The following is a 23,680-nucleotide window of genomic DNA, read 5'->3' on the forward strand; positions in this document are numbered from 1 at the left end:
GCGCCCGGCGAACCCGCCATGGTGCGCCCGCGACACGGGACCAGCAATCATTCGGGCCGAATCGCCCTTCCGAACACAGGAGGTCTGCGATGAGATTCGCGCTCAGTACCGAACAGCTCGACTTCGCCGCCGAGCTGCGCAAGATTCTCGATGCCGGACAGGTGCCCACCGCGGTGCGTGCCTGGGCGGACGGTGACACCACCAAGGGGCGCGCGCTGCTGCGGCAGGTCGCCGACATGGGCGTCTTCGGCCTGATCGTCGACGAGAAATACGACGGGGCGGACGCGACCACCGTCGATCTCGTTGTCGCGCTGATCGAACTGGGCCGCGGTGCCGCGCCCGGTCCGGTGGCCGAGTCCGCCGCCGTGATTCCGGCACTGCTGCAACGTCTTCCGGATGACGCATCCGCGCGACGGTGGTTGTCCGCGCTCGCGAGCGGCGAGTCGCTCGGCACCATCACCTTCGAGACGCAGCGCGGAATCGCCCTCGACGCCGATATCGCCGAGCCGGTCCTCGTCGCTGCCGACGGTCGACTGACACTCGGCGTTCCGGCGACGGATTCGGTGACCTCGATCGACCCCGCCCGCAAGCTGTTCCGCGTCACGGCCGGCGAACTGATCGCCGAGGGGCCTGAGATCGAAGCGGCCATCGACTACGCCTTCGACGCCGGTGTTCTCGCCTGTGCCGCCCAGCTCCTCGGTGCGGGCCGTTCGATTCTCGAACAGACCACCTCCTATGCGAAGCAGCGCAAGCAGTTCGGTCGCGCGATCGGTGAATTCCAGGCGGTGAAACAGCAACTCGCCGATGTGCTGATCGCCCTCGATCTGGCCGAGCCGCTGCTGTACCGCGCGGCGCTCACACTCGATTCGGCCGACCGGGCCCGCGATGTCTCGGCAGCCCTGGTGACCTGCGGTGACGCTGCCCATCGGGCCGCGCGCGCCGGGCTTCAGGTGCACGGTGCCATCGGCTACACCGCGGAATTCGACCTGTCGCTGTGGCTCACCAAGGTCGCCGCGCTGCGGACCGCTTGGGGCACAGCCGATTTCCACCGTGCCCGCATCGCCGCCGCACTGCGCGACGCCGCAGCGGTCTGAGGAGGAACCCATGTCATCGAATGAACTGCTCGAATTCCGGACTTCCGTGCGCGCCCTGCTCGGCAAACACGCCACACCCGCCGCGCTGCGCGAGGCCATGGACACCGACCTCGGGTACGACCCGAAGTTGTGGCGGATGCTGTGCGAGCAGGTCGGCGTAGCCGCGCTCGCGGTGCCGGAACAGTGGGGCGGCGCGGGCGCGGGCCTGGTCGAATCACTCATGGTCGTCGGCGAATTGGGGCGGACGCTGAGCGGGGTGCCGATGCTCGGGTCGGCGGTGCTCGGGGTGCAGGCGATTCTGCTCGCCGGTGACGAACCCTCCTGCGCGCGGCTGTTGCCCGATCTGGCGGATGGGTCACGCACGGCGGCCCTGTGCTGGGCCGCCGCCGACGGCTGGGATGCGTCCGGAGTCAGCGTGACCGACGGAACGCTCAGTGGCGCTGCCCATTACGTGCTGCACGGCGCGCAGGCAGACCTGCTGTTGGTACTGACCGACGACGGACTGTTCGAGACAACAGCGGGCGCACCCGGCGTCGCCGTCACCGCGACTCCCGCGCTCGACCCCACCCGCACACTCGCCACCATCACCTTCACCAATGCCCCCGCCACCCGGATCGGCACCGGCGACCCGGTGGCGCTGCGGCGACGATTGCGCGAGATCGCTTGGGCGGCACTGGCTGCCGAACAGGTCGGCGCGGCCAGGCGCTGCCTCGAGATGACGGTCGAGTACACCGCGTCGCGCGTGCAGTTCGGGCGCCCGATCGGCAGCTTCCAGGCGCTCAAGCACCGGATGGCCGATATGTACGTGCTGGTCGAGTCGGCTGAATCGGCGGCGCAGGCCGCCGTCCAGGCGGTCGCCGAGGACAGCCCGTCGGCCGCGGAGGACACCTGGGTGGCACGCAAGCACTGCACCGAGACCTTCTCCACAGTGGCGGCCGAGACCATCCAGCTGCACGGCGGCATCGCCATCACCTGGGAACACGACGCCCATCTCTATTTCAAGCGGGCGCACGCCACCGCCGAGCTGTTCGGCACCGGCCGACGCCCGGTCGCGGCCTGACCGAATTCACCGAAAGCCCCTGGTAGCAGCCCCGCTGCCGGGGGCTTTCGGCATGTTGTGCGCCGTTTCACCAGGCTCCTGAGCCGATCCTCCTAGATTTAGATAGTTAGCTTATGTAAGCTAATCTCTCGTGAAGCAGACAGAGCAGCCATCCGCGGACGACATCGTGGTCGACCTGCTGGTCACTGCTGGTCGGCTGACCCGGCTGGCCGGGGCGATCAGCAACGACGATCTGCCCCGCGCGGTCCTGCGGGCCCTTGCCGTGCTCGACGAGCACGGTGGTCTGCGAGTGAGCGATTTCGCCCGGATCGACAGATGTTCCCAACCGGCGGCAACGGCGCTGATCGGTCGACTAGTCACCGACGGATTCGCCACCCGCACCAAGGACCCGCACGATTCCCGGGCAGTGCTCGTCGCGCTCACCCCGGCCGGCCGGTCCCGCCTCACCGAGGCCAGGCGCGCGTTCGCCGCCGCCGTGGCACCCGGACTCGCCGATTTCGATCTCGATCGGCTGATCCGCCTCGATACCGACATGAACGACCTGCTGACAGCCCTTCGTGCGGTTGCCCGCGGTCATCAGTGATGCAAAACCAGGAGCGCCAATGAACACCGCGGCCACCTCCCCGGCCGGCCAGCCCAAAGCTGTCCTGGCCGTCGCCTTCGCGAGCGTTATCGCGTTCATGGGCATCGGCCTCGTCGATCCCATTCTCAAGCCGATCGGCGAGCAGCTGAACGCGACGCCGTCGCAGGTGTCGCTGCTTTTCACCAGCTACATGGCCGTCACCGGCGTCGCCATGCTGGTCACCGGCATGATCTCGAGCCGCTTCGGCGCGAAGAAGACACTACTGTCCGGGCTGGCGATCATCATCGTGTTCGCCGCGCTGGCCGGCCTGTCCGGCAGCATCGGCCAGATCATCGGCTTCCGCGCGGGCTGGGGTCTCGGCAACGCGCTCTTCATCGCCACAGCACTGGCCACCATCGTCGGTGCGGCCACCGGCGGGGTCGCCAAGGCGATCATCCTCTACGAGGCCGCGCTCGGGATCGGCATCGCGACCGGTCCGCTGCTGGGCGGCGTGCTCGGCGGAATCAGCTGGCGTGGACCGTTCTTCGGCGTTTCGGTGCTGATGGCCGTGGCCTTCATCGCGATCGTCGTGCTGCTGCCGGAAACACCGAAGGCACCGCATCCGACCTCGATCACCGCGCCGTTCAAAGCATTGCGGCACAAGGGATTGCTCACCGTCAGCATCACCGCGCTGCTCTACAACTTCGGCTTCTTCACCCTGCTCGCGTTCACCCCGTTCCCGCTGGACATGGGCACCTACGCGATCGGCTTCATCTTCTGCGGCTGGGGCATCCTGCTCGCCGTGTCCTCGGTGTTCCTGGCCCCGAAACTGCAGGCGCGCTTCGGTTCGCTGCCGATGATGGCACTGTCGCTGGCCCTGTTCGCGATCGATCTGGCCGTGATGGGGATCTTCACCGAGCACAAGATCGTGCTGATCGTCGGCGTCGTGATCGCGGGGGCGTTCCTCGGCGTGAACAACACGCTGATCACCGAGGCCGTGATGATCTCGGCGCCGGTCGAGCGCTCGACCGCGTCGGCGGCGTACAGCTTCGTCCGGTTCGGTGGCGGTGCGGCCGCGCCATGGGTGGCGGGCAAGCTCGGCGAGCACAATATGTCGCTGCCGTTCTGGCTCGGCGCGGCATTCACCGCCGCCGCGGTCGCGGTGCTGTACCTCGGCCGCAACGCACTCGCCCACATCGACGACCACGACCCAGCCCCGCACAGCATCGAGGAAGCCCAGGCCGTCACCGTCGGCGATTGAGCTGTATTTTTGGAGCGCTGGCGCGCTCGATTCGCGGCCCTGGCGGTCCCGCAGTTGCGGGCTCGAGACTAACGCCTGCGGCGTAGCGCTTTCGAACCCGCAACTGCGGGACGGCCGCGAACCGGCCGCTGCGCGGTCGGCCCCTCCCTAAAGGTCGGGGTTCGGGGTTCGGGCTTCGGGTAGCGTCGGTGTATGGCCGAGGACCGACGTGGACTTGTCAAGGTTGAGACCGGACAGAAGCGAGTGCGGGTCTATCTGCGCGGGAAACTGGTGGCCGACACGTTGCGGCCGCTGCTGGTCTGGGAAATCCCCTACTACCCGACCTACTACGTGCCACTCACCGATGTGCACGCCGATCTCGATCCGAACGGGGTCACCGAGCACTCCCCCAGCCGCGGTGAAGCGACGGGCTACGACGTGGCGGTCGAGGGCATGCGGGCCGACGGTGCGGCGCTGCGCTATCTCGACTCGCCGCTGTCGGAGCTGAAAGACGCTGTGCGACTCGATATCGCCGCGTTCGACTGGTTCGAGGAGGACGAGCAGGTCTTCGTGCATCCGCGCGATCCGTATTCGCGCGTCGACATTCTCGGCAGCTCCCGGAACGTGCGGGTGGAGATCGACGGGGTCACCGTCGCGGACTCGCGTTCGCCGCGGATTCTGTTCGAAACCGGTTTGCCCGCACGGTATTACCTGCCGCTGACCGATGTCCGGATGGATCTGCTGAAACCGTCGGACACCCACACCAGCTGCCCGTACAAGGGCACCGCTGACTACTGGAATGTGCGAGTCGACGACACCGAACACGCCGATATCGTCTGGATCTATCGCACGCCGCTGCCGGAGAGCCAGAAGGTCGCCGGCCTGGCGTGCTTCTACAACGAGAAGGTCGACATCTACCTCGACGGGGTGCGGCAGGATCGCCCGCACACACCGTTCGGCTGACTATTCGCCGACTTCGAGCACGCCCTCATCGATGGCCCATTGGATCGACTTCTCCAGTGACGGACACGATTCCGGTCGGCCTGGACGCGCGCCGTGTTCGGCCAACTGCGCGAAAACCGGGCAGTGCGCGTCAGGTCGTTCGGTCCACTGCACCGAGGTCTGATGCGCGCTCGCCTTGCGGACTAAGACCTGCGCCGAGCACGTCTGGCACCGCAGTGGGGTCAGACCGGTATCGAGATAGTGCTGTTTGTCGACCACGGTCTGCGCCCGCACCGCGGCCTGCCGCACGGGCTGATCCGCGAAATCAGGAGCCTTGGCCCAGGTCGGGCGGGTCGCCGCACGCTGCGGCGACTCACCCGACCCCGGCTCAGCCGAAGCGAGCCGCGACGGATCGCCGGACCTTTGCGGCTCGCTTGGAGGGGTCGATGCGCGCTGCGACGGATCGCCAGACCTCGGCGGTTCGCCAGACATCGACCTTGAACTCATGTTCAGACGCCCGCTTCCTCGGATTCGGCCTTGCGACGCAGATTCTCCGCCACCTCGGCCTCCCATGCCTGATTCGCCTTGGTCGTGTCGACCTCGAATTCGAAGCGCTGGGTCATCTTCTCGGTGACGTCGGCGACGTCGACGTAGAACTGGTCGTACCAGCGCCGCAGCTGGTAGACCGGGCCGTCCTCCTCGCAGAGCAACGGGTTGTCGAGCTTGGACTTGTGCTTCCAGATCTCCACGTCCTGCAGGAAACCGTCGCCGAAGAACTTGGCCATCGTGTCGGCCAGCTTCTTCGCGGCCTCGTCGGGCAGACCCTTGGGCTTCTCGACGGACAGGCCCCACTGCAGCACGAACGAATCCTGGCTGACCGGGTAGTGGCAGTTGATCAGCTGGACCTTGATCTCGTACCCGCTGTAGATGTTCACCAGCGGATTGATCATGTAGGACGGTCCGAAGTAGGACGCCTCCGACTTGAGCAGCGTGTCAGCGCCGTGCTTGGCCGCCATGCCGACGTCGGGGCGACCCTTGGTCTCCAGGAACTGCGTCGCCACGTGGCCTTCGAAGACGTTCTTGAAGTACGTCGGGAAGGCGTAGTGGATGTAGAAGAAGTGCGCCATGTCCACGACGTTGTCGATGATCTCGCGGCAGTTGGCGCCTTCGATCAGCAACGTGTCCCAAGTCCAGTCGGTCCAGCCGCTGTTGTGGGTCTCGGTGGGGTTGCCCTGTTCGTCGGTGTACGGGCCCTCGATGTACGGGATCGTCACCTCGTCCGACGGCTCGTTGCCCTCGTGGTCATGCCAGATGTACAGCTGACCGTTGCGCTCGAGCGTGGTCCACTTCCTGGTGCGGGCCAGCGGCGGAACGCGACGCGCGTACGGAATCGCGGTGCACTTTCCGTTCGCGCCCCAGCGCCAATCGTGGAACGGGCAGGCGATGTCGTCGCCCTTCACCGTTCCCATGGTCAGGTCGCCGCCCATATGCCTGCAGTAGGCGTCGAGCACACGGATCTCGTCGTCGGTATCGGTCCACACGACGAGCTTGGTACCGAAGACCTCGACCGCGTGCGGCTTGCCGTCGCGGAACGTCGCCGCGAGACCGACACAGTGCCAGCCGCGTGCGAACCTCGTCGGCGGTGCACCGACGTCGAGTTCCCTCACTTTGGGGTTGATCGCCATCCCGAACCCTCCTCGTTCACTAGAACACGTTACAAAACCGAGCCACTTAACGCCAGCTGTCCAGCGAACTTCTCTGTTGACTCCTGTTATATCCGAGATGGGGCGGTCTTCTCGACAGAAACGAGAACCTGTTCTAATCTCAGAGACGAAAAGAACCGGTTTGTCGATCCGACAAGGGCAGGAGCGGGCTCCGAAATGACGCAAGAAGTGACCGAACGGGTCGAGGCACTGCTGCCGACACTGCGTGAGCGCGCGCAGGAGGCCGAAGACCTGCGCCGCATTCCCGAAGAATCCATGAAGGCGCTGCAGGAGACCGGTTTCTTCCGGCTGCTCCAGCCCAAGCAGTGGGGCGGCCATGCCGCCGACCCGGTGGTCTTCTACGACACCGTGCGCAAGATCGCCAGCGCGTGCGGCTCCACCGGCTGGGTCGCCGGCATCATCGGGGTGCACAACTGGCACCTCGCGCTGTACGACCAGCAGGCCCAGCAGGACGTCTGGGGCGAGGACACCGATGTGCGCATCTCGTCCTCGTACGCGCCGATGGGTGCGGGACAGGCCGTCGACGGCGGCTACATCGTGCGCGGTTCGTGGGCTTGGTCCTCGGGTTCCGATCACGCCACCTGGGCGGTTCTCGGCGGTCCGGTGATCAAGAACGGCAAGCCGGTCGACTTCGGCAGCTTCCTGATCCCGCGCTCGGACTACCGCATCGATGACGTCTGGAATGTCGTCGGCCTGCGTGGCACCGGCTCCAACACCGTCGTCGTCGAGGACGTCTTCGTCCCGTCGCACCGGTTCCTGAGCTTCCGCGCGATGGGCGAGGGCCGCGCGCCGGGCCTCGAGCAGAACACCGACCCGGTGTACAAGATGCCGTGGGGCACCATTCACCCCACCACCATCTCCGCGCCGATCGTCGGCATGGGCTACGGCGCCTACGAGGCGCACGTCGAGCACCAGGGCAAGCGCGTGCGCGCGGCCTTCGCCGGCGAGAACGCCAAGGACGATCCGTTCGCCAAGGTCCGCGTGGCCGAGGCGGCCAGCGACATCGACGCCGCGTGGCGTCAGCTCTCGGGCAATGTCGCCGAGGAGTACGCGTTGCTGCTGGCAGGCGAGGAGGTGCCGTTCGATCTGCGCGTGCGCGCTCGTCGTGACCAGGTGCGCTCGACCGGTCGCGTGATCGCCTCGATCGACAAGCTGTTCGAGTCCTCCGGCGCGACCGCGCTCGCCAACGGCACTCCGCTGCAGCGCTTCTGGCGTGACGCGCATGCCGGGCGGGTGCACGCGGCCAACGATCCCGAGCGCGCCTACGTCATGTACGGCACGCACGAGTTCGGGCTGCCCGTCACCGACGCCATGGTGTAGCCGATGACCCAGACCGCTGAACTCACCTACGAATCGACCTCACGCTTCGCGCAGGTCACCCCCGATCTGAAGCTGCACTACCACGAGGCCGGTGTGGGCAACGGGACAACGATCGTGCTGCTGCACGGTGGTGGACCCGGCGCCTCGGCGTGGTCGAACTTCGCCCGCAACATCCCGGTACTGGCCGAGCACTATCACGTGATCGCGCCTGATCAGCCGGGGTACGGCAAGTCCGACAAGCCGATCGACCACCCGCAGTACTTCGTGCACAGCTCGAACGCGCTGCTCGCGTTGCTCGATCACCTGGAGATCACGGACAGGGTGCACCTGCTCGGCAACTCCCTCGGCGGCGGCGCCTCGGTGCGATTCGCCCTGGACAACCCCACCCGCGCGGGCAAACTCGTGCTGATGGGACCGGGCGGGCTGAGCACCAACCTGTTCGCGCCCGACCCCACCGAGGGCGTGAAGCTGCTCTCTCGGTTCACCTACGAACCGACCAGGGACAACCTGGAGAAGTTCCTGCGGATCATGGTCTTCGATCAGTCGCTGGTGACCGACGAGCTGATCGACGAACGGTTCGCGCTGGCCAATACCCCTGAGTCGTTGGCCGCGATGAAGGCGATGGGCAAGTCCTTCGCGAGTGCCGATTTCGAGAAGGGCATGCTCTGGCGTGACGCGTACAAGCTGCGTCAGCCGGTGCTGCTGATCTGGGGTCGCGAGGATCGGGTGAACCCGCTCGACGGCGCGCTCGTCGCCACCAAGGTGATCCCGCGCGTCCAGCTGCATGTGTTCGGCGGCTGTGGGCACTGGGCACAGCTGGAGAAGTTCGACGAGTTCAACCGGCTCACCGTCGATTTCCTCGGGGAGAAGTGATGAGTATTCGCGCCCTCGGCTACATGCGCATCGAGGCCACCGATATGGCGGCCTGGCGCGAGTACGGCCTCAAGGTGCTCGGCATGATGGAGGGCACCGGGCTCAACCCCGACGCGCTCTACCTGCGTATGGACGATTTCGCCGCGCGTCTGGTGATCGTCCCCGGCGAGCAGGACCGACTGCTGGTCTCGGGCTGGGAGGTCACCGACGCCCCCGGCCTACAGCAGCTGCGGGAGACCCTGGACAAGGCCGGAGTCGCCTTCACTGAAGGCACCAAGGAAGAGCTCGGTGAGCGCCGGGTCGAGGGCATGATCCGGTTCCAGGATCCGTCCGGCAACACCCTCGAGGCGTTCTACGGCGCGCAGTACCTGGGCCGCCGCTTCGTGAGCCCCTACGGCCACAAGTTCGTCACCGCGGAGCAGGGTCTGGGCCACGTGGTTCTCACCTGCACCGACGATGCCGCAGCACAGGCGTTCTACCAGGACGTGCTCGGCTTCCGGCTCCGGGACTCCATGCGGCTACCGCCGCAGATGGTGGGTCGTCCCGCCGACGGCGACCCGGCCTGGCTGCGCTTCTACGGCTGCAACCCGCGCCACCACGCGCTGGCGTTCCTGCCGCTGCCGAATCCGACCGGCATCGTGCATCTCATGCTCGAGGTGGAGAACTCCGACGATGTCGGCCTCTGCCTGGACCGCGCCAACCGCAAGAAGGTCAAGATGTCGGCCTCTCTCGGTCGGCACATCAACGACAAGATGCTGTCCTTCTACATGAAGACTCCCGGCGGATTCGACATCGAATTCGGCTGTGAAGGACTGGAAGTCGACGACCACGACTGGGTCGCCCGCGAATCGACCGCGGTCAGCCTGTGGGGTCACGACTTCACCATCGGATTCAAGCAGTAGAGCAGGGGCGAAGGACATGACAGAGCAAGCACCGGCGATCGACGGCCGGCAGTTCCGCACCGTGCTCGGGCAGTTCTGCACGGGCATCACCGTGATCACGGCACTCGACCCAGACGGCGCGCCGATCGGCTTCGCCTGTCAGTCCTTCGCCGCACTCTCCCTCGATCCACCCCTGGTCCTGTTCTGCCCCACCAAGGGCTCGCGCTCGTGGGCGGCGATCGAGGCGGCGGGTAAGTTCTGCGTGAACGTCCTCTCCGAGGAACAGCAGCCGGTCTGCGCGCGCTTCGGTTCGCGGGAGACCGACAAGTTCGCCGGTGTGGGCTGGCGGACATCCGAACTCGGTGTGCCGGTGCTCGACGATTCACTCGCCACGATCGAGTGCACCGTCGACTCCGTCGTCGACGGCGGCGACCATTACATCGTGATCGGCCGGGTCCACGCCCTCGCCGAATCGGTCGCCACCGGCGGCCGACCGCTGCTGTTCTACCGCGGCCAGTACACCGGCATCGAGCCGGACAAGACCACCCCCGCCCCCTGGCGCGCGGACCTGGACCACTTCCTCACCACCACCAGCCTCGACACCTGGCTCTGAGCTAAACGGGCGCGGCCGCACACACAATGTGCGGCCGCGCCCGTTTTTTGTTTTTAAGTGCTCATTCGTTGAGCACTTTGACGCGGACGATGGTTCACATGACCATCGACTACCTCATCTGCACTGACGCGAACGCTTGGGAATCGTGGCTGTCCACCCACCACTCGTCCGCTGGTGAGGTCTGGGTGCGGATCGCGAAGAAGGGCGCACCCGAGCCATCGGTGACGATCACCGAAACCCTGGACGGCGCGCTCTGTTACGGCTGGATCGACAGCGTTCGACGCAGCCTCGACACCCACCACTACCTGCAGCGGTACTCGCCACGTCGAGCGCGCAGCCCCTGGTCCCAGATCAACATCGCCAAGGCCGAAGCCCTGATCACCGCGGGGCGCATGCGGCCCGCCGGGTACGTGGCCATCGAATCGGCCGTCGCCGACGGCCGCATCACCCACGCGATCACCGCGCTGGAATCAAGAGCACCAGGCCACCACGTATTTCGCTCTCGGGCGATAGTGACGTGATGGCCTGGTGATCAGTGGTCCGGATCAGGCAATACGCAAGGCGACGTCGCTGAGGACCGGTGCGTCGTCTCGTTCGACCACGGTGACGACCGCGATCAGCTCGTCGCCCTCGCGCCATACCTTGGTGCGCAGGGTCTCGCCCGGGTAGAGGACGCCGGCGAACTTGGCCCGGAAACCGCCGACTCGGGTCGCGTCGCTGTCCAGGAGAGCGTCCGTGATGGCCTTGCAGACCATGCCGTAGGTGCACAGTCCGTGCAGGATCGGGGCGGGAAAGCCTGCGCCACGGGCGAATTCGGGATCCGAGTGCAGCGGGTTGAGGTCGCCGGACAGGCGGTACAGGAGGGCCTGCTGCGGCAACGTCGGGGTGAGCAGCTCGGCGTCGGGCGCGCGATCCGGCAGTTCGGCTCGGGTGCTCGGGCCGCGCTCGCCGCCGAAGCCGCCTTCGCCCTTGGCGAAGATGGAGGACCGCACCGTCCACAGCGGTTCACCGTCGGACCCGGTGACGGTGTGCTCCTGCACGATCACCGCATTGGCGCCCTTGTCCCAGATCTCGGCGATCCGGCCGCCCCACATCGCCTTGCCCGCGGCCGGAATCGGCTTGTGCACCACGACTTCCTGGTGCCCGTGCACCACCTTGGCCAGGTCGATCTCGATGCCGGGGAAGCTCACCCTCGGCGGCTCGGTCGCGCCGAGGGTCGGTGCCACCGCCGCGAACGTCGGCAGCACCTGGGGTTCGCGATCGTCGAGGTAGGCCAGCTCGGCCGGATCGGTCGGACGCGCGCCGGCGCCGAGGCCCAGGTGATAGAGCTGCACGTCGGTGGTCGTCCAACTGAACTCGCGCGCAGGCAGAGTCGCGCCGAGCGCGGTCGCTAGATCAATGGGCATTGGTTACTCCTGCGTGTCTGCTGAACAGTATGGATGGCTCGTTCGGTGGGCACGAGAACGCCACCTCCGATCATGCGTCGACCTCGTCCACCGACGCGGTCGTCGAGACGTTGAGGACCGCCAGGTAGCCGATGGTGATCGTCGGGCTGACGCTCATGCGGTCGCCTTCGCCGAATCGGTCGTCTTCTTGGCGACGATGTCGAGGACCGCCAGGTAGGCGAAGGTGATCGCGGGGCCGATGGTGGCGCCGGGGCCCGCGTAGGTGTGGCCCATCACCGGCGAGCTGGAGTTGCCCGCGGCGTAGAGACCGTCGATCACGGAATCGTCTTCGCGCAGCACCCGTCCGGCCGTATCGGTGACAAGTCCGCCCTTGGTGCCGAGGTCGCCGGGCACCATCTTCGCCGCGTAGAACGGACCCTGCGACAGTTCGGCCAGGCACGGATTCGGCTTCACGGTCGGGTCGCCGTAGTAGCGGTCGTAGTGGCTGTTGCCCCGGCCGAAGTCCTCGTCCTTGCCCGCGGTGGCGAAGCCGTTGAAGCGCTCGATCGTCGAGGTCAGCTTGTCGACGGGCACGCCGATGCGTTCGGCCAGCTCGGCGATCGTGTCGGCCTTGACGATGTAGTCGTTCTCCATCCAGCGCGACGGGAAGCGCTGTCCCGGCTGCAGTCCGGCGAAGATGTAGCGGTTGCGGTAGCGCTGGTCGAACACCAGCCAGGAGGGAATGTTCTCGCCGGGGCCAGGGCCCTGACCGTACTCACCGCCGTACATGGTGTGCACCGCCTCGACGTAGGGCGCCGACTCGTTGCCGAAGCGCTCACCCCGGTCGTTGACCATGATGGTGCCGGGCAGGTTGCGCTCGGCCAGTGCGAACCAGGGCTTGCCGCCCTTGAAGATCGTCGGACCCCACCAGGCGTCCTCCATGAACCCGACCGTCGCACCCGCTGCCATGCCCGCGACGATGCCATCGCCGGTGTTGGCCGCGGCACCGGTTGTCCACTCAGTGGTTATCGGCTGCCGCTGGTACTTGGCGCGCATGTCGGCGTTGTGCTCGAACCCGCCTGCGCCGAGCACCACGCCGTAGCGCGCGGTGAAGACGACCGACTCGCCGTCGACGGTGGCTTTGACGCCGGTGACCTTGCCGTCGGTGACCACCAGGTCGGTGAGCGGGGTGTTGAGCAGCACCGGCACGCCGACGTCGAGCAGGCCCTTACGCATGGCGGCGATGATGGCCTGACCCATACCGAGCAGGTGCTTACCGGTGAACTTGGCCAGATAGGTGCGCGCGCCGACGCGCAGCGCCCGCATCGCGCCCTTGGGATGACGGCGGATCAGGTTGAGGCGCACGAAGTCCGCCTGCGTGACCACGACATTGAGCGGCGCCTTGGCGTAGGGCGGTTCCAGGTTGACGAGCTCAGCCCCGAGCACCTTGGCGTTGAACGGCTTCGGCTCACACGACCGTCCGGAACCGCGTCCACCCGGCGCTTCCGGGTAGTAGTCGGAGTAGCCGGGCACCCAGTTCATCTTCAGCGGGCTGTGATCGAGGACGAAGTCGAACGCCTCGGCGCCGCGATCGAGGTAGGTATCGATCTTCTCGGCGGGCACCACATCGCCGATGATGCTGTGCAGGTAGGTACGCGCGTCCTCGCGGTCGTCGGGCCGGCCGGAGGCGAGCAGCGCCTTGTTGCCCGGAATCCAGACGCCACCGCCGGATCGGGCCGTCGACCCGCCGTAGTGCGCGGCCTTCTCCAGCACCACAACGCTCAGTCCCTTGTGGGCCGCGGCGAGGGCCGCGGTCATCCCGGCGGCGCCGCTCCCGACGACCACGACATCGTATTCCCGATCACTCATATAGAACACGTTATAGAAGCACTTCGAAGTTTGACAGCCGAAAGTAGAACTTGTTCCAGTGCGCCCCGTCGTTTGCCCTAGAAAAAGTGGAACGTGTTATAGAAATCACCTGTAGTCGCGTTGTATGGTCAGGTGAACAGGTCACGTCGCCCGGCGAAACCAGTTACAGTTTTGATGTCTGGAACGTCCTGTCCGACCCATGCCGTGCTGCCAAGGAGGTCCGCGTGCTGCCTGACGCGGTACGAACTCAACTCGCCGACGAACTCGCCCGCGCCGAAGACGACCGGGTCGCCGTGGCGCCGCTCGTCGACCGGTTCCCCGACATCGATGTGGTCGATGCCTACGAGATCCAGCTGCTCAACATCCAGCGCAGGCTGAAGGCGGGCGCCAAGGTCGTCGGCCACAAGGTGGGGCTTTCGTCGAAGGCGATGCAGGAGATGATGGGCGTCGACGAGCCCGACTACGGTCACCTGCTCGCCGAGATGGAAGTCTTCGAGGACATTCCCGTCGACACCTCGAAGTTCCTGCTGCCGCGCGTGGAGGTCGAGGTCGGGTTCGTGCTCGGCGCCGACCTGCCCGGCGAGGACTGCACCGAGGCCGACGTGCTGGCCGCGACCGTCGCGTACGCGCCCTCGATCGAACTCATCGACTCGCGCATCAACGACTGGAAGATCGGCCTGACCGACACCATCGCCGACAACGCCTCCTCGGCCGGGTGGGTGCTCGGCAAGGAGCGCGTCGCCCCCGGCGACATCGACATCAAGGCCATCGACGCCGTGCTCACCCGCAACGGCGAGGTCATCGCCGAGGGCCGCAGCGACGCGGTGCTCGGCGATCCGGTGATCGCCGTCGCGTGGCTGGCGCGCAAGGTCGCGACCTTCGGGGTGCGGTTGAAGAAGGGCGACATCGTGCTGCCCGGTTCCTGCACCCGCGCCATCGACGCTCGCCCCGGTGACGACTTCCTCGCCGAGTTCACCGGACTCGGTTCCGTCCGTTTGCGTTTCAGCTGAACCAGACTTCCCTAGGAGTACACCGTGACCAGCAAAGTCACCGCCGCGATCGTGGGGTCCGGCAACATCAGCACCGATCTGCTGTACAAGCTGCTGCGCTCGGACAAGATCGAGCCGCGCTGGATGGTCGGTATCGACCCGGAGTCCGAGGGCCTCAAGCGCGCTCGCGGCCTCGGCCTCGAAACCTCCCCTGAGGGCGCGGACTGGCTGCTCGCCCTCGACGAGAAGCCGGACCTGCTGTTCGAGGCGACCTCGGCCTACGTGCACCGCGCGTACGCCCCGAAGTACGAGGCCGCGGGCATTCGCGCCGTCGACCTGACCCCGGCCGCCGTCGGCCCCGCCGTCATTCCGCCGGTGAACCTGGACACGCTCCGGGATGCGATGAACGTCAACATGATCACCTGCGGTGGTCAGGCCACGATTCCGATGGTCAACGCGGTCTCGCGGGTGGTCCCGGTGTCCTACGCCGAGATCGTGGCGTCGGTGTCCTCGGTGTCGGCCGGTCCGGGTACTCGCGCGAACATCGACGAGTTCACCAAGACCACCTCCAAGGGTGTGGAGACCATCGGTGGCGCCGAACGCGGTAAGGCCATCATCATCCTGAACCCGGCTGAGCCGCCGATGATCATGCGCGACACCATCTTCTGCGCCATCCCCGAGGATGCCGATCGCGACGCGATCTCCGAGTCGATCTTCCGGATGGAGAAGTCCATTCAGGAGTACGTGCCCGGCTACCGGCTGCTCAACGAACCGCAGTTCGACGACCCGTCGCTGGTATCCGGCGGCTTGGCGAAGGTGTCGATCTTCGTCGAGGTCGAGGGCGCGGGCGACTTCCTGCCGCCGTACGCGGGCAACCTCGACATCATGACGGCCGCGGCCACCAAGGTCGGCGATGTGCTGGCCGATCAAATCCTCTCGGCTCGGGTGTAAGGAGATTCGACCATGAACAACATCCTGCAGCCCTACTCGGGCGAACTCGATGTGCGCGTCACCGATACTTCGCTGCGTGACGGCTCGCACCACAAGCGCCACCAGTTCACCGTGACCGAGGTTCGCGACATCGTCGGCGCGCTCGACGCGTCGGGTGTCCCGGTCATCGAGGTCACCCACGGTGACGGCCTGGCCGGGTCCTCGTTCAACTACGGTTTCTCCAAAACCCCTGAGCAGGAACTGATCAAGGCTGCCGCGGAAACCGCCAAGCAGGCCAAGATCGCCTTCCTCATGCTGCCCGGCGTCGGCGTCAAGGAAGACATCAAGATCTCCCAGGACAACGGCGCGTCCATCTGCCGCATCGCCACCCACTGCACCGAAGCCGACGTCTCCATCCAGCACTTCGGCTACGCCCGCGATCTCGGCCTCGAGACCGTCGGGTTCCTCATGATGGCCCACTCGACCACGCCGGAGAACCTGGCCAAGCAGGCCCGCATCATGGCCGACGCGGGCTGCCAGTGCGTGTACGTGGTCGATTCCGCGGGCGCGCTCGTCCTCGAGCAGGTTTCGGACCGCGTCTCGGCCCTGGTCACCGAACTCGGCGACGACGCCCAGGTCGGCTTCCACGGCCACGAGAACCTGGGCCTGGCCGTGGCGAACTCGGTCTACGCCGTGCGCGCCGGCGCCACCCAGATCGACGGCTCGGCTCGCCGCTTCGGCGCGGGCGCGGGCAACCTGCCGGTCGAAGCCTTCATCGGCGTCTGCGACAAGCTCGGTATCAAGACCGGCGTCGACTTCTTCGCCGTCACCGACGCCGCCGAGGATGTGGTCCGCCCGGCCATGCCGTCGGAATGCCTGCTCGACCGTCAGGCGCTGATGATGGGCTACGCGGGTGTCTACTCCAGCTTCCTGCGCCATGCCGAACGCCAGGCCGAACGCTACGGTGTCTCCGCCGCCGAAATGCTCGTCCGCGCGGGCAAGCGCAAGCTCGTCGGTGGCCAGGAAGACCAGCTCATCGATATCGCCCTGGAACTCCAGCGCGAAGCTTCGGCCACCGCCTCGGCCTGAGACGGACCCGCCGAACGGCGTGACCCGGAACCCCGGGTCACGCCGTTCGGCGTTCCACATCGTTGGGTCACCGCGTGCGCGCACCGGCGGCGAGGTAGTCGTCTCCACCGACGAAGTACGTGTGGCCGTCGGCGACCGCTTCGGTGCCGGCCGCAACGATCACGCGCGCGAAGTCCTCGACCGTGGGCAACGGGCCTGCCGCACGGCGGGATTCGACACTGCCCGGGTCGCGCCGTTCCAACAGGCGGACGATGATCGTCCCGTCGATCATGTCGCCGGACACCACCGTGAAACCGACTCCACGCTCACGGAATTCGGGAATCAGCGCTCGTAACGCATCCTCGCCGGCCCGCTTGCTCCGCGCTATCGGCGTGTAACCCTGTGGCACGTTGTCGTTTTCGTGGATGAAGTGCGCCTGATGACTGGTAACGAACACGATCCGGCCGTCCCCTGACATCAGCTGCAGCATCGCCGTCGCCAGGTTCACCTGCGCATCCCGATTGAGCCGGAGTGCGTACCCGGGATCGGCATCCCGCTCGAGTCCACCGGACGCGTTGAGCACCAAGGTATCCAGCCGCCCGAACGTCCGGCCGACCTCCTCGACCATCGTCTCGACAGCCGCCGGATCGGAAACATCGGCACCGAGCACCGAGGCACTACCGCCCGCCGCGGTAATCCCGTCCACGACGTCCTGCGCCCGCTTGCGCTTCTCCCGAAAGTTCACGACGACATGCGCCCCCGCCGCCCCGAACTGCGCGGCGGCCTCCGCCCCGATGCCCCGCGAGGCCCCGGTCACCAGCACGATTCGCTGAACTGTCGAATCCATCGTCGATCTCCTCGTCACATCCCCGACCGGTCAAAACGCTTCTGATTCAGAAGCAACTATCGTGCTTCTGAATGAGAAGCGCAACCGGCGACGAGCCCTCGCAAGCGATCCTGGCCGCGATCGACCTACTCGGCCAGCGCTGGATGCTGCGCGTCATCTGGGAACTGGAACCGGGCCCCCTCGGCTTCCTCGACATCCGCCGGCGCATGGGCAACTGCTCGTCGAGCGTGCTCTCGGACCGCCTACAGCAGCTCCAGTCCGCAGCGCTGATCAGCAAGAACGGACCGCGGGGCGCCTATGAGCTCACCACCGAAGGCGCCCTCCTCGCCGAATCCCTCCAGCCCCTGTGGGATTGGTCCGAACAGTGGACCCCCACCGGCGACGGCAACGGTCGAATCCCCTGGCGGCCCGAGCGCTAGTCAGGCGCGCGGCAGCACACCCACGAGCGCCGTAGTGACGGAGTACCGCAGGGCGTCGCGCAGCTCCATGTTGAACACACCGAGGGCGGGCTCGTCCGCGTAGGCGGCGAGGACGCTGGGTGGCGGCGGCACGTATGCCGACAGGGCACCGGCCGAGATCAGGCTCATCAGACAGAACAGCTGTGCGTCGTCGCCGAGCTCCGGCAGGTGACGGCGCATGAGATCGGCCATGGTCGCGAGCCTCGTGAGGGACGAACGCTTGTGCCGCTTGACCACCTCGACCGAGACGTTGTGCTCGAGGACGCCACCCTGCGCGCCGAAGAGGTCGCAGAGCACCACCCGTTCCGCCAGCGACCGGCTGAGGATCTCGGCCAGCTGACCCGCCCGCACGTCCGGCGCCGCCTGCGCCTCGACGCCCGCGGCCAGCTCGTCCGCAAGCTCGGCGAGCCAGCTCCCCAGGAAGACGTCGAGCAGTTCGAGCAGCACCGCCTCGCGCGACTCGAAATACCGCAGGACGTTCGACTTGGCCAGGCCAACCCGTCGGCTGAGCTCGTTGAGGGTCACCTCGGCCACGGGCATCTCGTCGAGCATCGCCGCCGCCGTGTCCAGGATCGCCCGGCGGCGGATCTCCCGCTGCTCCTCGCTACGCGCCCGCTGAAATGTCACTCCTTCACCCTAGCTTAAAGACCGCCGGTCCCTTGACAGGAGACCGGCGGTCTTTTACATTGATGTTCATAACAGACCGATGGTTCTTAATAAGGAGTACGTCATGAGCGGCAACTGGACCGAGCAGCACATCCCCGACCAGCACGGACGGGTGGCGATCGTGACCGGCGCCAACACCGGGCTGGGTTTCGAGACCGCCCGAATGCTCGCCGAACGCGGGGCGACGGTGGTGCTGGCCGTCCGCGACATCGAGAAGGGCAGGCAAGCGGCCGCCCGAATCAACGGCGACGTCACCGTGCAGGCCCTCGACCTGGCCTCGCTCGACTCGATCCGGTCCGCAGCCGCCGACCTGCGGGCCGCCCACCCGCGCATCGACCTCCTCATCAATAACGCGGGTGTTATGTACACCCCGCGGCAGACCACCGCCGACGGCTTCGAGGTGCAGTTCGGCACCAATCACCTCGGCCACTTCGCTTTCACCGGCCTACTGCTGGACCGGCTCCTACCCGTCCCCGGCTCCCGCGTCGTGACCGTCAGCAGCACCGGCCACCGCATCCGGGCCGCCATCCACTTCGACGACCTGCAATGGGAGCGCTCGTACGGCCGCATCGGCGCCTACGGCCAGTCCAAACTCGCCAACCTGATGTTCACCTACGAATTGCAGCGCCGGCTCGCATCGCACGGCACCACCGTCGCGGTCGCCGCCCACCCCGGCGTGTCCAACACCGAACTCATCCGCAATACGCCCACCGCGCTCCGCCTGCCCGTCACCTGGCTGGCGCCACTGCTCACCCAGCGGGCCGACATGGGCGCCCTGCCCACTCTGCGCGCCGCCACCGACCCTGCCGTCGTCGGCGGGCAGTACTACGGACCGGGCAACCGCGGGGAGATCCGGGGATATCCGAAGCTGGTCACCTCCAGCCCCGACTCCCACGACCAAACGGTTCAGCAGCGCCTGTGGACCGTCTCCGAGGAGCTCACCGGCGTGACGTTTCCCGTCAGCCGGGCCGTACACAGCTAGTCCTGGTCGGTGCGGATCTCGTCGACGGTCGGGCCCTTGGCCGCGAGGCCGCTCACCAGCAGGGCGTAGATCGCGACGATGAGGATGGGGGCGGCCAACGGGGCCCAGATCAGTTGGACGGGGACCCAGGCCGCGGTGGCGGCGGCGATGGTGAACAGGACCGCGCCGCCGACCGAGGGGATGGTGGTGGGGACTACGCCTTCGGGGGCGTGCAGGACGGCGGCGTTCAGCAGATAGGTAGTCGCGACCAAACCTGTTGCCGCTGCGGCTATGACGCCGACATCGGCGAAGGCAAGGGCCGCGATGGCGATCAGGACCGCACCGACCGAGGCCGGGCGCCACCACCAGCTCGCGATCACCAGCACCAGCGCGGGCACGCCGGCGACGGGGTTGATCAGCGCGACCGCCGCGACCAGGAGCAAGCCTGCCAGCAGGGCAAGGAATCTGGTCATCGGCGTACCCGTATTGCTCGGCGATGTTCGGGGAGCAGGCGCATGGCCTGGTCGAGACGGGTGTCTTCGGGCCAGGCGATGATGTCGACGCCGACGGTGCCCATATCCCGATACATCGATGCGCGTTCGAGCTGCCACATCTTGGCCATGGTCGGGTCGAGGCCGTCCTCGAAAGGCGTGCCACGCAGCACGTCGACCGCGACGACCACGTGGCCGCGTTTGCGCAGGTCGATCAGGGACAGCGCGAACTGGGTGTCGAGCAGGGTGGAGAAGGCGACCACGATCGCGCCGATCGGGACGGCCGCGTGCGGCGCGAGGGTGCCGGTGGTCTCGACGTGTTCGTCACCGACGCCGAGGACGGTGTCGACGATGCGATAGAACTGCCTGCGCCCGATATCGGGGCGCAGCCAGCGGGGCGATTCACCCAGGCACACCACGGCGGTGCGGTCGCCCGATTGCAGGGTCGACTGCACCACCTGGGCCGCGCCGCGCACCGAGAGTTCCAGCGAGGCGCTGGCCGGACCAGGCGCTTGCTGGGAGGTGTCGACCATGACGACCACGTCGGCGGAGCGGTTGGTGAACCGCTGGGTGACGTAGAGCCTGCCGCGCCGCGCACTCACCGGCCAGTTGACGGCGCGCAACTGATCGCCCGGCGTATAGGCGCGGATGTCGGCGTATTCGACGCCGGGACCGTGTCGGAGGGTCAGATGGGTGCCGATGCGGTCGGGCAGTTCGGTGCGCGGCAGGCGCATTCGCTGCGGATCGGCGATGGGATAAACATAGAGTTTGGCCGCGGGCAGCTCGGTTGTCGCGACCGCGAGACCGGCCGGACTCAGCGCGGACACCTTGACCTGCACCGGATAACGTCCCCAGCGGGTGGCCGAGAGCCCGAGTCGCAGGCCGGCGGGGGCGCCGCCGGAATCGTGGGCTTCCTCCACCTCGACCTCGAGGCCGGGCATCGGCAGGGCCGTCATCCGTAGCAGCGCGTGCCCACTGTCGACGAAAGCGACAGCGCTGCAACCGATCACCTCGCTCTCGAAACAGCGAACGGTGCCACTGCCGTCGACCTGCACCCTGGTCGGCGCCTGCTGCCACGGCGCGGTGGCCAGCACCCCGAGCATCGGCGCCGCGAACACGACCAGCTGCCACTGCCCGAGCAGCACCGCGACGACCAGTGCCGCTGCCGCGCAACCGGCCAGGATGAACACCAGCGGGGCGGGCCGCCACCGGAGGTCGACCTCGACCGTTCTGGATTCGTCGCGATGCTTCATGTGCTCGTGGCGCGGGGCACCGGTAGCCGGCGGAGCAGTTCGGTGATGACGTCCTCACCGCGAATGCGGCGGACCCACATCTCGGGGCGCAGGGTGATGCGGTGCGACATCGCCGCGACCGCCAGCGCTTTCACATCTTCGGGGATCACGTAGTCGCGACCGAGCAGCAGGGCCCTGGCCCGTGACATCTGCACCAGATCGAGTTCGGCACGCGGGCTGGCACCGACCTCCACCTGTGGATGACTACGGGTAGCCGAGGCCAGCGCGACGACGTAGCTCACCACGTCGGGGTGCACGGTGACGAATTCGACCGACTGCCGCATCTCCATCAGCCCCTGCGCGTCGACGACCTGGCCCACCTGCGGTGCGGTGGAACCACGTTCGAGCCTGCGCCGGATCATCTGGGTCTCGTCGGCCTCGGAGAGGTAGCCCAGGCGCAGTTGGATGGCGAAGCGGTCGAGCTGCGCCTCGGGCAGCGGGTAGGTGCCCTCGTACTCGATCGGGTTGTCGGTGGCCAGCACAACGAAAGGCTGTGGGAGCAGGAAGGTCTCGCCGTCGATGCTCACCTGACCCTCGGCCATGGCCTCCAGCAGGGCGGCCTGGGTCTTGGGGGGCGTGCGGTTGATCTCGTCGGCGAGCAGCACATTGGTGAACACCGGGCCGCGACGGAAATTGAACCGGCCCGACGCCATGTCATAGATCGTGGAACCCAGCAGGTCGGCGGGCAGTAAATCCGGCGTGAACTGCACGCGGGTGAAGTCGAGTCCGAGCGCGGCCGCGAAAGACCGCGCGATCAAGGTCTTTCCGAGGCCGGGCAGGTCCTCGATGAGTACATGCCCTCCGGCCAGCACGGCAATCATGATGAGCTGCAGCTCATCTCGCTTGCCGACCACGACACGGCCCAGCTCACGCAGTACGGCATCGGAGCGCTGGACGGTCACGTTCAACGGCATTGTCATCGGTGGCCTCTAACCCCTCACATCGTCTGCAAACGGCGCAGGATCTCATCCAGCGCCTCTCTACCCGGTGCGCGACCGGTTTGATCGCGCAGCGCGGAGTTCGCCGGATCCACCCAGCGCCACAGTTCAGGTCCGAACTGCAGCTGACCGGCGGCCTCGGTGGCCCGGCGATTCTTGGAAATCCGCAACCCGGTGGACACCTCGAATTCCTTGGCGAGCAACGGCCGCAGGTGGCGGTCCCAGTCGGCACGGGTGCCGTCGGCGCGCGCGGTGAGCATCTCGGCGCGCGCGTGCCAGCGACCGAGCATCTCCGCCGGTCCGTTGTCGATGTACTCGGTGAGCGGTTCCTCACGGATCACCCGGTGGCGCAGCGACCAGACCAGCATCGCGAGCGCCGCGGCCACCGGAACGGTGACAGCGAGCAGCACCGAGTCACGGTTCAGCCGCACCAACACCACTTCGATCACAACGACCGCGAGCACGGCCGTGACAATCACCGAAGTCCGATTCACGCGGTCACCAGCCTGCGTTGCAGATCGGTGAGCACGATGCGCAGCAGTTGTTCGGCGCGCATGCGCTGCCATTCGAGCATCGAGTGCGGGCTGAACCGCGCCTCCTCGAAAAGCGCGACCAGCTCACGGGCCGAAGCATCGTGCAGCACACCGCTTTCGAAGGCTCGGGCCAGCACTTCCATCGGGGTGTCCGAGGCCAGCGGGCGGGCGGCGAGGTCGCTGGACAGGCCGCGCTCCATCGCCACATAACAGGCGATGATGGCGGTGCGCGGATCCTGACCGGGGGCGTTCATCGCGGCGAGGCCCATTTCGGCAGCGCGCGTGAGGGAATCGACCGCGCTGGCGCTCGGTTCGTCCTCGATGGCCGCGGCGTTGGCCGGTTCGCGGCGCGCGGCCACGGCGACGACGACCAGGCCGACCAGGGCGACCACGATCAGCACGATGGCCAGGATCGCCGCGATCACCAGGGCGGTGCCGGTGAGTTCCGTAGGTCCGGTCGTGGGATCGGCGGCATGGGTGTCGGTCGTCGGCACGGGGCCGGAGCCCTCGGACAGCGTCTCGGCGGCCGGCTGCATCGGGCGGGCACCGGGCAGCAGGAACAGCGCGGTGACACCACCGGCGAAGATCAGCGCGACCCCGGCCACGGCGATCGGGATCAGCAGCGCCATCCTGCGCCACTTGATGCGCGGCATGGCGTCGCGTTCGGCTTCCGGCATCGCCAGCGGCAGCCGATGCTGGCTGGCGATCACGCCCGCGACCAGGATGACGATCGAGACCAGCAGCAGTACCGGCATCACGGCGATGAGCAGCGGCGAAGGGGCGCCGGTCGAGTGCGGCCCGGCGCCGGGCAGGGTGCCCTGCAACGCGATCGTCGCGGCGACGATCAGTGCGATCACGACAATCGCCCGCGTAATGGGCTGATTCACCCCGATCACAGCTGTACCACCAAACCCCAGAGCCTGCACAAATCAGCCACATAGTTA

26 protein-coding genes are annotated in these 23,680 nt (G+C 67.1%); 15 read left to right on the forward strand and 11 right to left on the reverse strand.

Annotated elements, in window-relative coordinates:
• Positions 1-89: 89 nt before the first annotated feature.
• The 5 genes from ACFXKN_RS26420 to ACFXKN_RS26440 all read left to right on the forward strand — a co-directional run bounded on the left by ACFXKN_RS26420 (position 90) and on the right by ACFXKN_RS26440 (position 4,919).
• Complete coding sequence (locus ACFXKN_RS26420) at positions 90-1,094, forward strand: acyl-CoA dehydrogenase family protein (protein ID WP_379434010.1); 1,005 nt, start codon at positions 90-92, stop codon at positions 1,092-1,094.
• A 10-nt stretch (positions 1,095-1,104) separates the two neighbouring features.
• A complete protein-coding gene (locus tag ACFXKN_RS26425) occupies positions 1,105-2,154 on the forward strand; it encodes an acyl-CoA dehydrogenase family protein (protein ID WP_378970667.1) in 1,050 nt (349 codons plus the stop codon).
• Positions 2,155-2,284: 130 nt separating this feature from the next.
• Positions 2,285-2,737: a MarR family winged helix-turn-helix transcriptional regulator gene (locus tag ACFXKN_RS26430; protein WP_378970675.1), complete on the forward strand. Its 453-nt coding sequence runs from the start codon at positions 2,285-2,287 to the stop codon at positions 2,735-2,737.
• A 19-nt stretch (positions 2,738-2,756) separates the two neighbouring features.
• The gene (locus ACFXKN_RS26435) at positions 2,757-3,977 is read left to right on the forward strand and encodes an MFS transporter (protein ID WP_379434011.1); all 1,221 of its coding nucleotides are present in this window, start codon (positions 2,757-2,759) and stop codon (positions 3,975-3,977) included.
• Positions 3,978-4,169: 192 nt separating this feature from the next.
• Positions 4,170-4,919: a DUF427 domain-containing protein gene (locus ACFXKN_RS26440; protein WP_379434012.1), complete on the forward strand. Its 750-nt coding sequence runs from the start codon at positions 4,170-4,172 to the stop codon at positions 4,917-4,919.
• Here the strand turns inward: ACFXKN_RS26440 and ACFXKN_RS26445 are convergent, their stop codons facing one another.
• Together ACFXKN_RS26445 and ACFXKN_RS26450 are read right to left on the reverse strand one after the other, a co-directional pair.
• Entirely contained in the window at positions 4,920-5,207 is a 288-nt protein-coding gene (locus tag ACFXKN_RS26445) for a hypothetical protein (protein WP_379434013.1), read from the reverse strand.
• Between the two features lie 200 nt (positions 5,208-5,407).
• Positions 5,408-6,583 (reverse strand): Rieske 2Fe-2S domain-containing protein, encoded by a 1,176-nt coding sequence (locus ACFXKN_RS26450; protein ID WP_379434014.1) that lies wholly within the window; start codon positions 6,581-6,583, stop codon positions 5,408-5,410.
• A 195-nt stretch (positions 6,584-6,778) separates the two neighbouring features.
• Between ACFXKN_RS26450 and hsaA the strand changes: the two genes are divergently transcribed.
• From hsaA to ACFXKN_RS26475, 5 genes are all read left to right on the forward strand, one after another.
• Positions 6,779-7,942: a 3-hydroxy-9,10-secoandrosta-1,3,5(10)-triene-9,17-dione monooxygenase oxygenase subunit gene (gene hsaA, locus ACFXKN_RS26455; RefSeq protein ID WP_378970708.1), complete on the forward strand. Its 1,164-nt coding sequence runs from the start codon at positions 6,779-6,781 to the stop codon at positions 7,940-7,942.
• 3 nt (positions 7,943-7,945) lie between these two features.
• Complete coding sequence (gene hsaD / locus ACFXKN_RS26460) at positions 7,946-8,815, forward strand: 4,5:9,10-diseco-3-hydroxy-5,9,17-trioxoandrosta-1(10),2-diene-4-oate hydrolase (RefSeq protein WP_379434015.1); 870 nt, start codon at positions 7,946-7,948, stop codon at positions 8,813-8,815.
• Positions 8,812-9,717: an iron-dependent extradiol dioxygenase HsaC gene (gene hsaC, locus ACFXKN_RS26465; RefSeq protein WP_378970740.1), complete on the forward strand. Its 906-nt coding sequence runs from the start codon at positions 8,812-8,814 to the stop codon at positions 9,715-9,717. The genes hsaD and hsaC overlap by 4 nt, the downstream gene beginning before the upstream one ends.
• Before the next feature lie 16 nt (positions 9,718-9,733).
• Positions 9,734-10,309, forward strand: a complete 576-nt coding sequence (gene hsaB, locus ACFXKN_RS26470) for a 3-hydroxy-9,10-secoandrosta-1,3,5(10)-triene-9,17-dione monooxygenase reductase subunit (protein ID WP_378970748.1) — start codon at positions 9,734-9,736, stop codon at positions 10,307-10,309.
• 98 nt (positions 10,310-10,407) lie between these two features.
• A complete protein-coding gene (locus tag ACFXKN_RS26475; RefSeq protein ID WP_378970751.1) occupies positions 10,408-10,830 on the forward strand; it encodes a YdeI family protein in 423 nt (140 codons plus the stop codon).
• 24 nt (positions 10,831-10,854) lie between these two features.
• On the opposite strand, the gene ACFXKN_RS26480 is transcribed toward ACFXKN_RS26475, so the two are convergent.
• Both ACFXKN_RS26480 and kstD read right to left on the reverse strand, forming a co-directional pair.
• Positions 10,855-11,715, reverse strand: coding sequence for a MaoC/PaaZ C-terminal domain-containing protein (locus tag ACFXKN_RS26480; protein ID WP_378970758.1), 861 nt, complete (start codon positions 11,713-11,715; stop codon positions 10,855-10,857).
• A gap of 153 nt (positions 11,716-11,868) precedes the next feature.
• Positions 11,869-13,563, reverse strand: a complete 1,695-nt coding sequence (gene kstD, locus ACFXKN_RS26485; RefSeq protein ID WP_378970770.1) for a 3-oxosteroid 1-dehydrogenase — start codon at positions 13,561-13,563, stop codon at positions 11,869-11,871.
• Positions 13,564-13,787: 224 nt separating this feature from the next.
• Here kstD and ACFXKN_RS26490 point away from each other — a divergent pair, with 224 nt between their 5' ends.
• From ACFXKN_RS26490 to dmpG, 3 genes are read left to right on the forward strand one after another with little or no spacing between them, the layout of a single operon-like run.
• Positions 13,788-14,573, forward strand: coding sequence for a 2-keto-4-pentenoate hydratase (locus ACFXKN_RS26490; protein WP_378970776.1), 786 nt, complete (start codon positions 13,788-13,790; stop codon positions 14,571-14,573).
• A gap of 24 nt (positions 14,574-14,597) precedes the next feature.
• Positions 14,598-15,503, forward strand: a complete 906-nt coding sequence (locus ACFXKN_RS26495; RefSeq protein ID WP_378970781.1) for an acetaldehyde dehydrogenase (acetylating) — start codon at positions 14,598-14,600, stop codon at positions 15,501-15,503.
• A 12-nt stretch (positions 15,504-15,515) separates the two neighbouring features.
• Positions 15,516-16,571: a 4-hydroxy-2-oxovalerate aldolase gene (dmpG, locus tag ACFXKN_RS26500; protein WP_379434016.1), complete on the forward strand. Its 1,056-nt coding sequence runs from the start codon at positions 15,516-15,518 to the stop codon at positions 16,569-16,571.
• Positions 16,572-16,638: 67 nt separating this feature from the next.
• On the opposite strand, the gene ACFXKN_RS26505 is transcribed toward dmpG, so the two are convergent.
• On the reverse strand, positions 16,639-17,397 hold the full coding sequence (locus ACFXKN_RS26505; RefSeq protein ID WP_378970796.1) for an SDR family oxidoreductase: 759 nt from the start codon (positions 17,395-17,397) through the stop codon (positions 16,639-16,641).
• Positions 17,398-17,468: 71 nt separating this feature from the next.
• Here ACFXKN_RS26505 and ACFXKN_RS26510 point away from each other — a divergent pair, with 71 nt between their 5' ends.
• Complete coding sequence (locus tag ACFXKN_RS26510; RefSeq protein ID WP_378970801.1) at positions 17,469-17,816, forward strand: winged helix-turn-helix transcriptional regulator; 348 nt, start codon at positions 17,469-17,471, stop codon at positions 17,814-17,816.
• Here the strand turns inward: ACFXKN_RS26510 and ACFXKN_RS26515 are convergent, their stop codons facing one another.
• Entirely contained in the window at positions 17,817-18,482 is a 666-nt protein-coding gene (locus ACFXKN_RS26515) for a TetR family transcriptional regulator (RefSeq protein ID WP_378970806.1), read from the reverse strand. It lies immediately after the preceding gene.
• A 103-nt stretch (positions 18,483-18,585) separates the two neighbouring features.
• Here ACFXKN_RS26515 and ACFXKN_RS26520 point away from each other — a divergent pair, with 103 nt between their 5' ends.
• Positions 18,586-19,503 carry an SDR family NAD(P)-dependent oxidoreductase gene (locus ACFXKN_RS26520; RefSeq protein WP_379434017.1) on the forward strand — a complete coding sequence of 306 codons (918 nt, stop codon included), beginning with the start codon at positions 18,586-18,588 and terminating at the stop codon, positions 19,501-19,503.
• Here ACFXKN_RS26520 and ACFXKN_RS26525 read toward each other — a convergent pair.
• The 5 genes from ACFXKN_RS26525 to ACFXKN_RS26545 are packed head-to-tail and all read right to left on the reverse strand — an operon-like array spanning position 19,500 to position 23,632.
• Positions 19,500-19,955, reverse strand: a complete 456-nt coding sequence (locus ACFXKN_RS26525) for a hypothetical protein (protein WP_379434018.1) — start codon at positions 19,953-19,955, stop codon at positions 19,500-19,502. The genes ACFXKN_RS26520 and ACFXKN_RS26525 overlap by 4 nt on opposite strands.
• Complete coding sequence (locus tag ACFXKN_RS26530; protein ID WP_379434019.1) at positions 19,952-21,226, reverse strand: DUF58 domain-containing protein; 1,275 nt, start codon at positions 21,224-21,226, stop codon at positions 19,952-19,954. The genes ACFXKN_RS26525 and ACFXKN_RS26530 overlap by 4 nt, the downstream gene beginning before the upstream one ends.
• On the reverse strand, positions 21,223-22,185 hold the full coding sequence (locus ACFXKN_RS26535; protein ID WP_378970823.1) for an AAA family ATPase: 963 nt from the start codon (positions 22,183-22,185) through the stop codon (positions 21,223-21,225). The genes ACFXKN_RS26530 and ACFXKN_RS26535 overlap by 4 nt, the downstream gene beginning before the upstream one ends.
• 17 nt (positions 22,186-22,202) lie before the next feature.
• A complete protein-coding gene (locus ACFXKN_RS26540; RefSeq protein WP_379434020.1) occupies positions 22,203-22,697 on the reverse strand; it encodes a hypothetical protein in 495 nt (164 codons plus the stop codon).
• Entirely contained in the window at positions 22,694-23,632 is a 939-nt protein-coding gene (locus ACFXKN_RS26545) for a DUF4129 domain-containing protein (RefSeq protein WP_378970833.1), read from the reverse strand. Before ACFXKN_RS26545 ends, ACFXKN_RS26540 begins: the two co-directional genes overlap by 4 nt.
• Between the last annotated feature and the right edge of the window lie 48 nt (positions 23,633-23,680).

The organism is Nocardia sp. NPDC059195 (assembly GCF_042754695.1).
In the GTDB taxonomy this organism is placed as follows: Bacteria; Actinomycetota; Actinomycetes; order Mycobacteriales; family Mycobacteriaceae; genus Nocardia.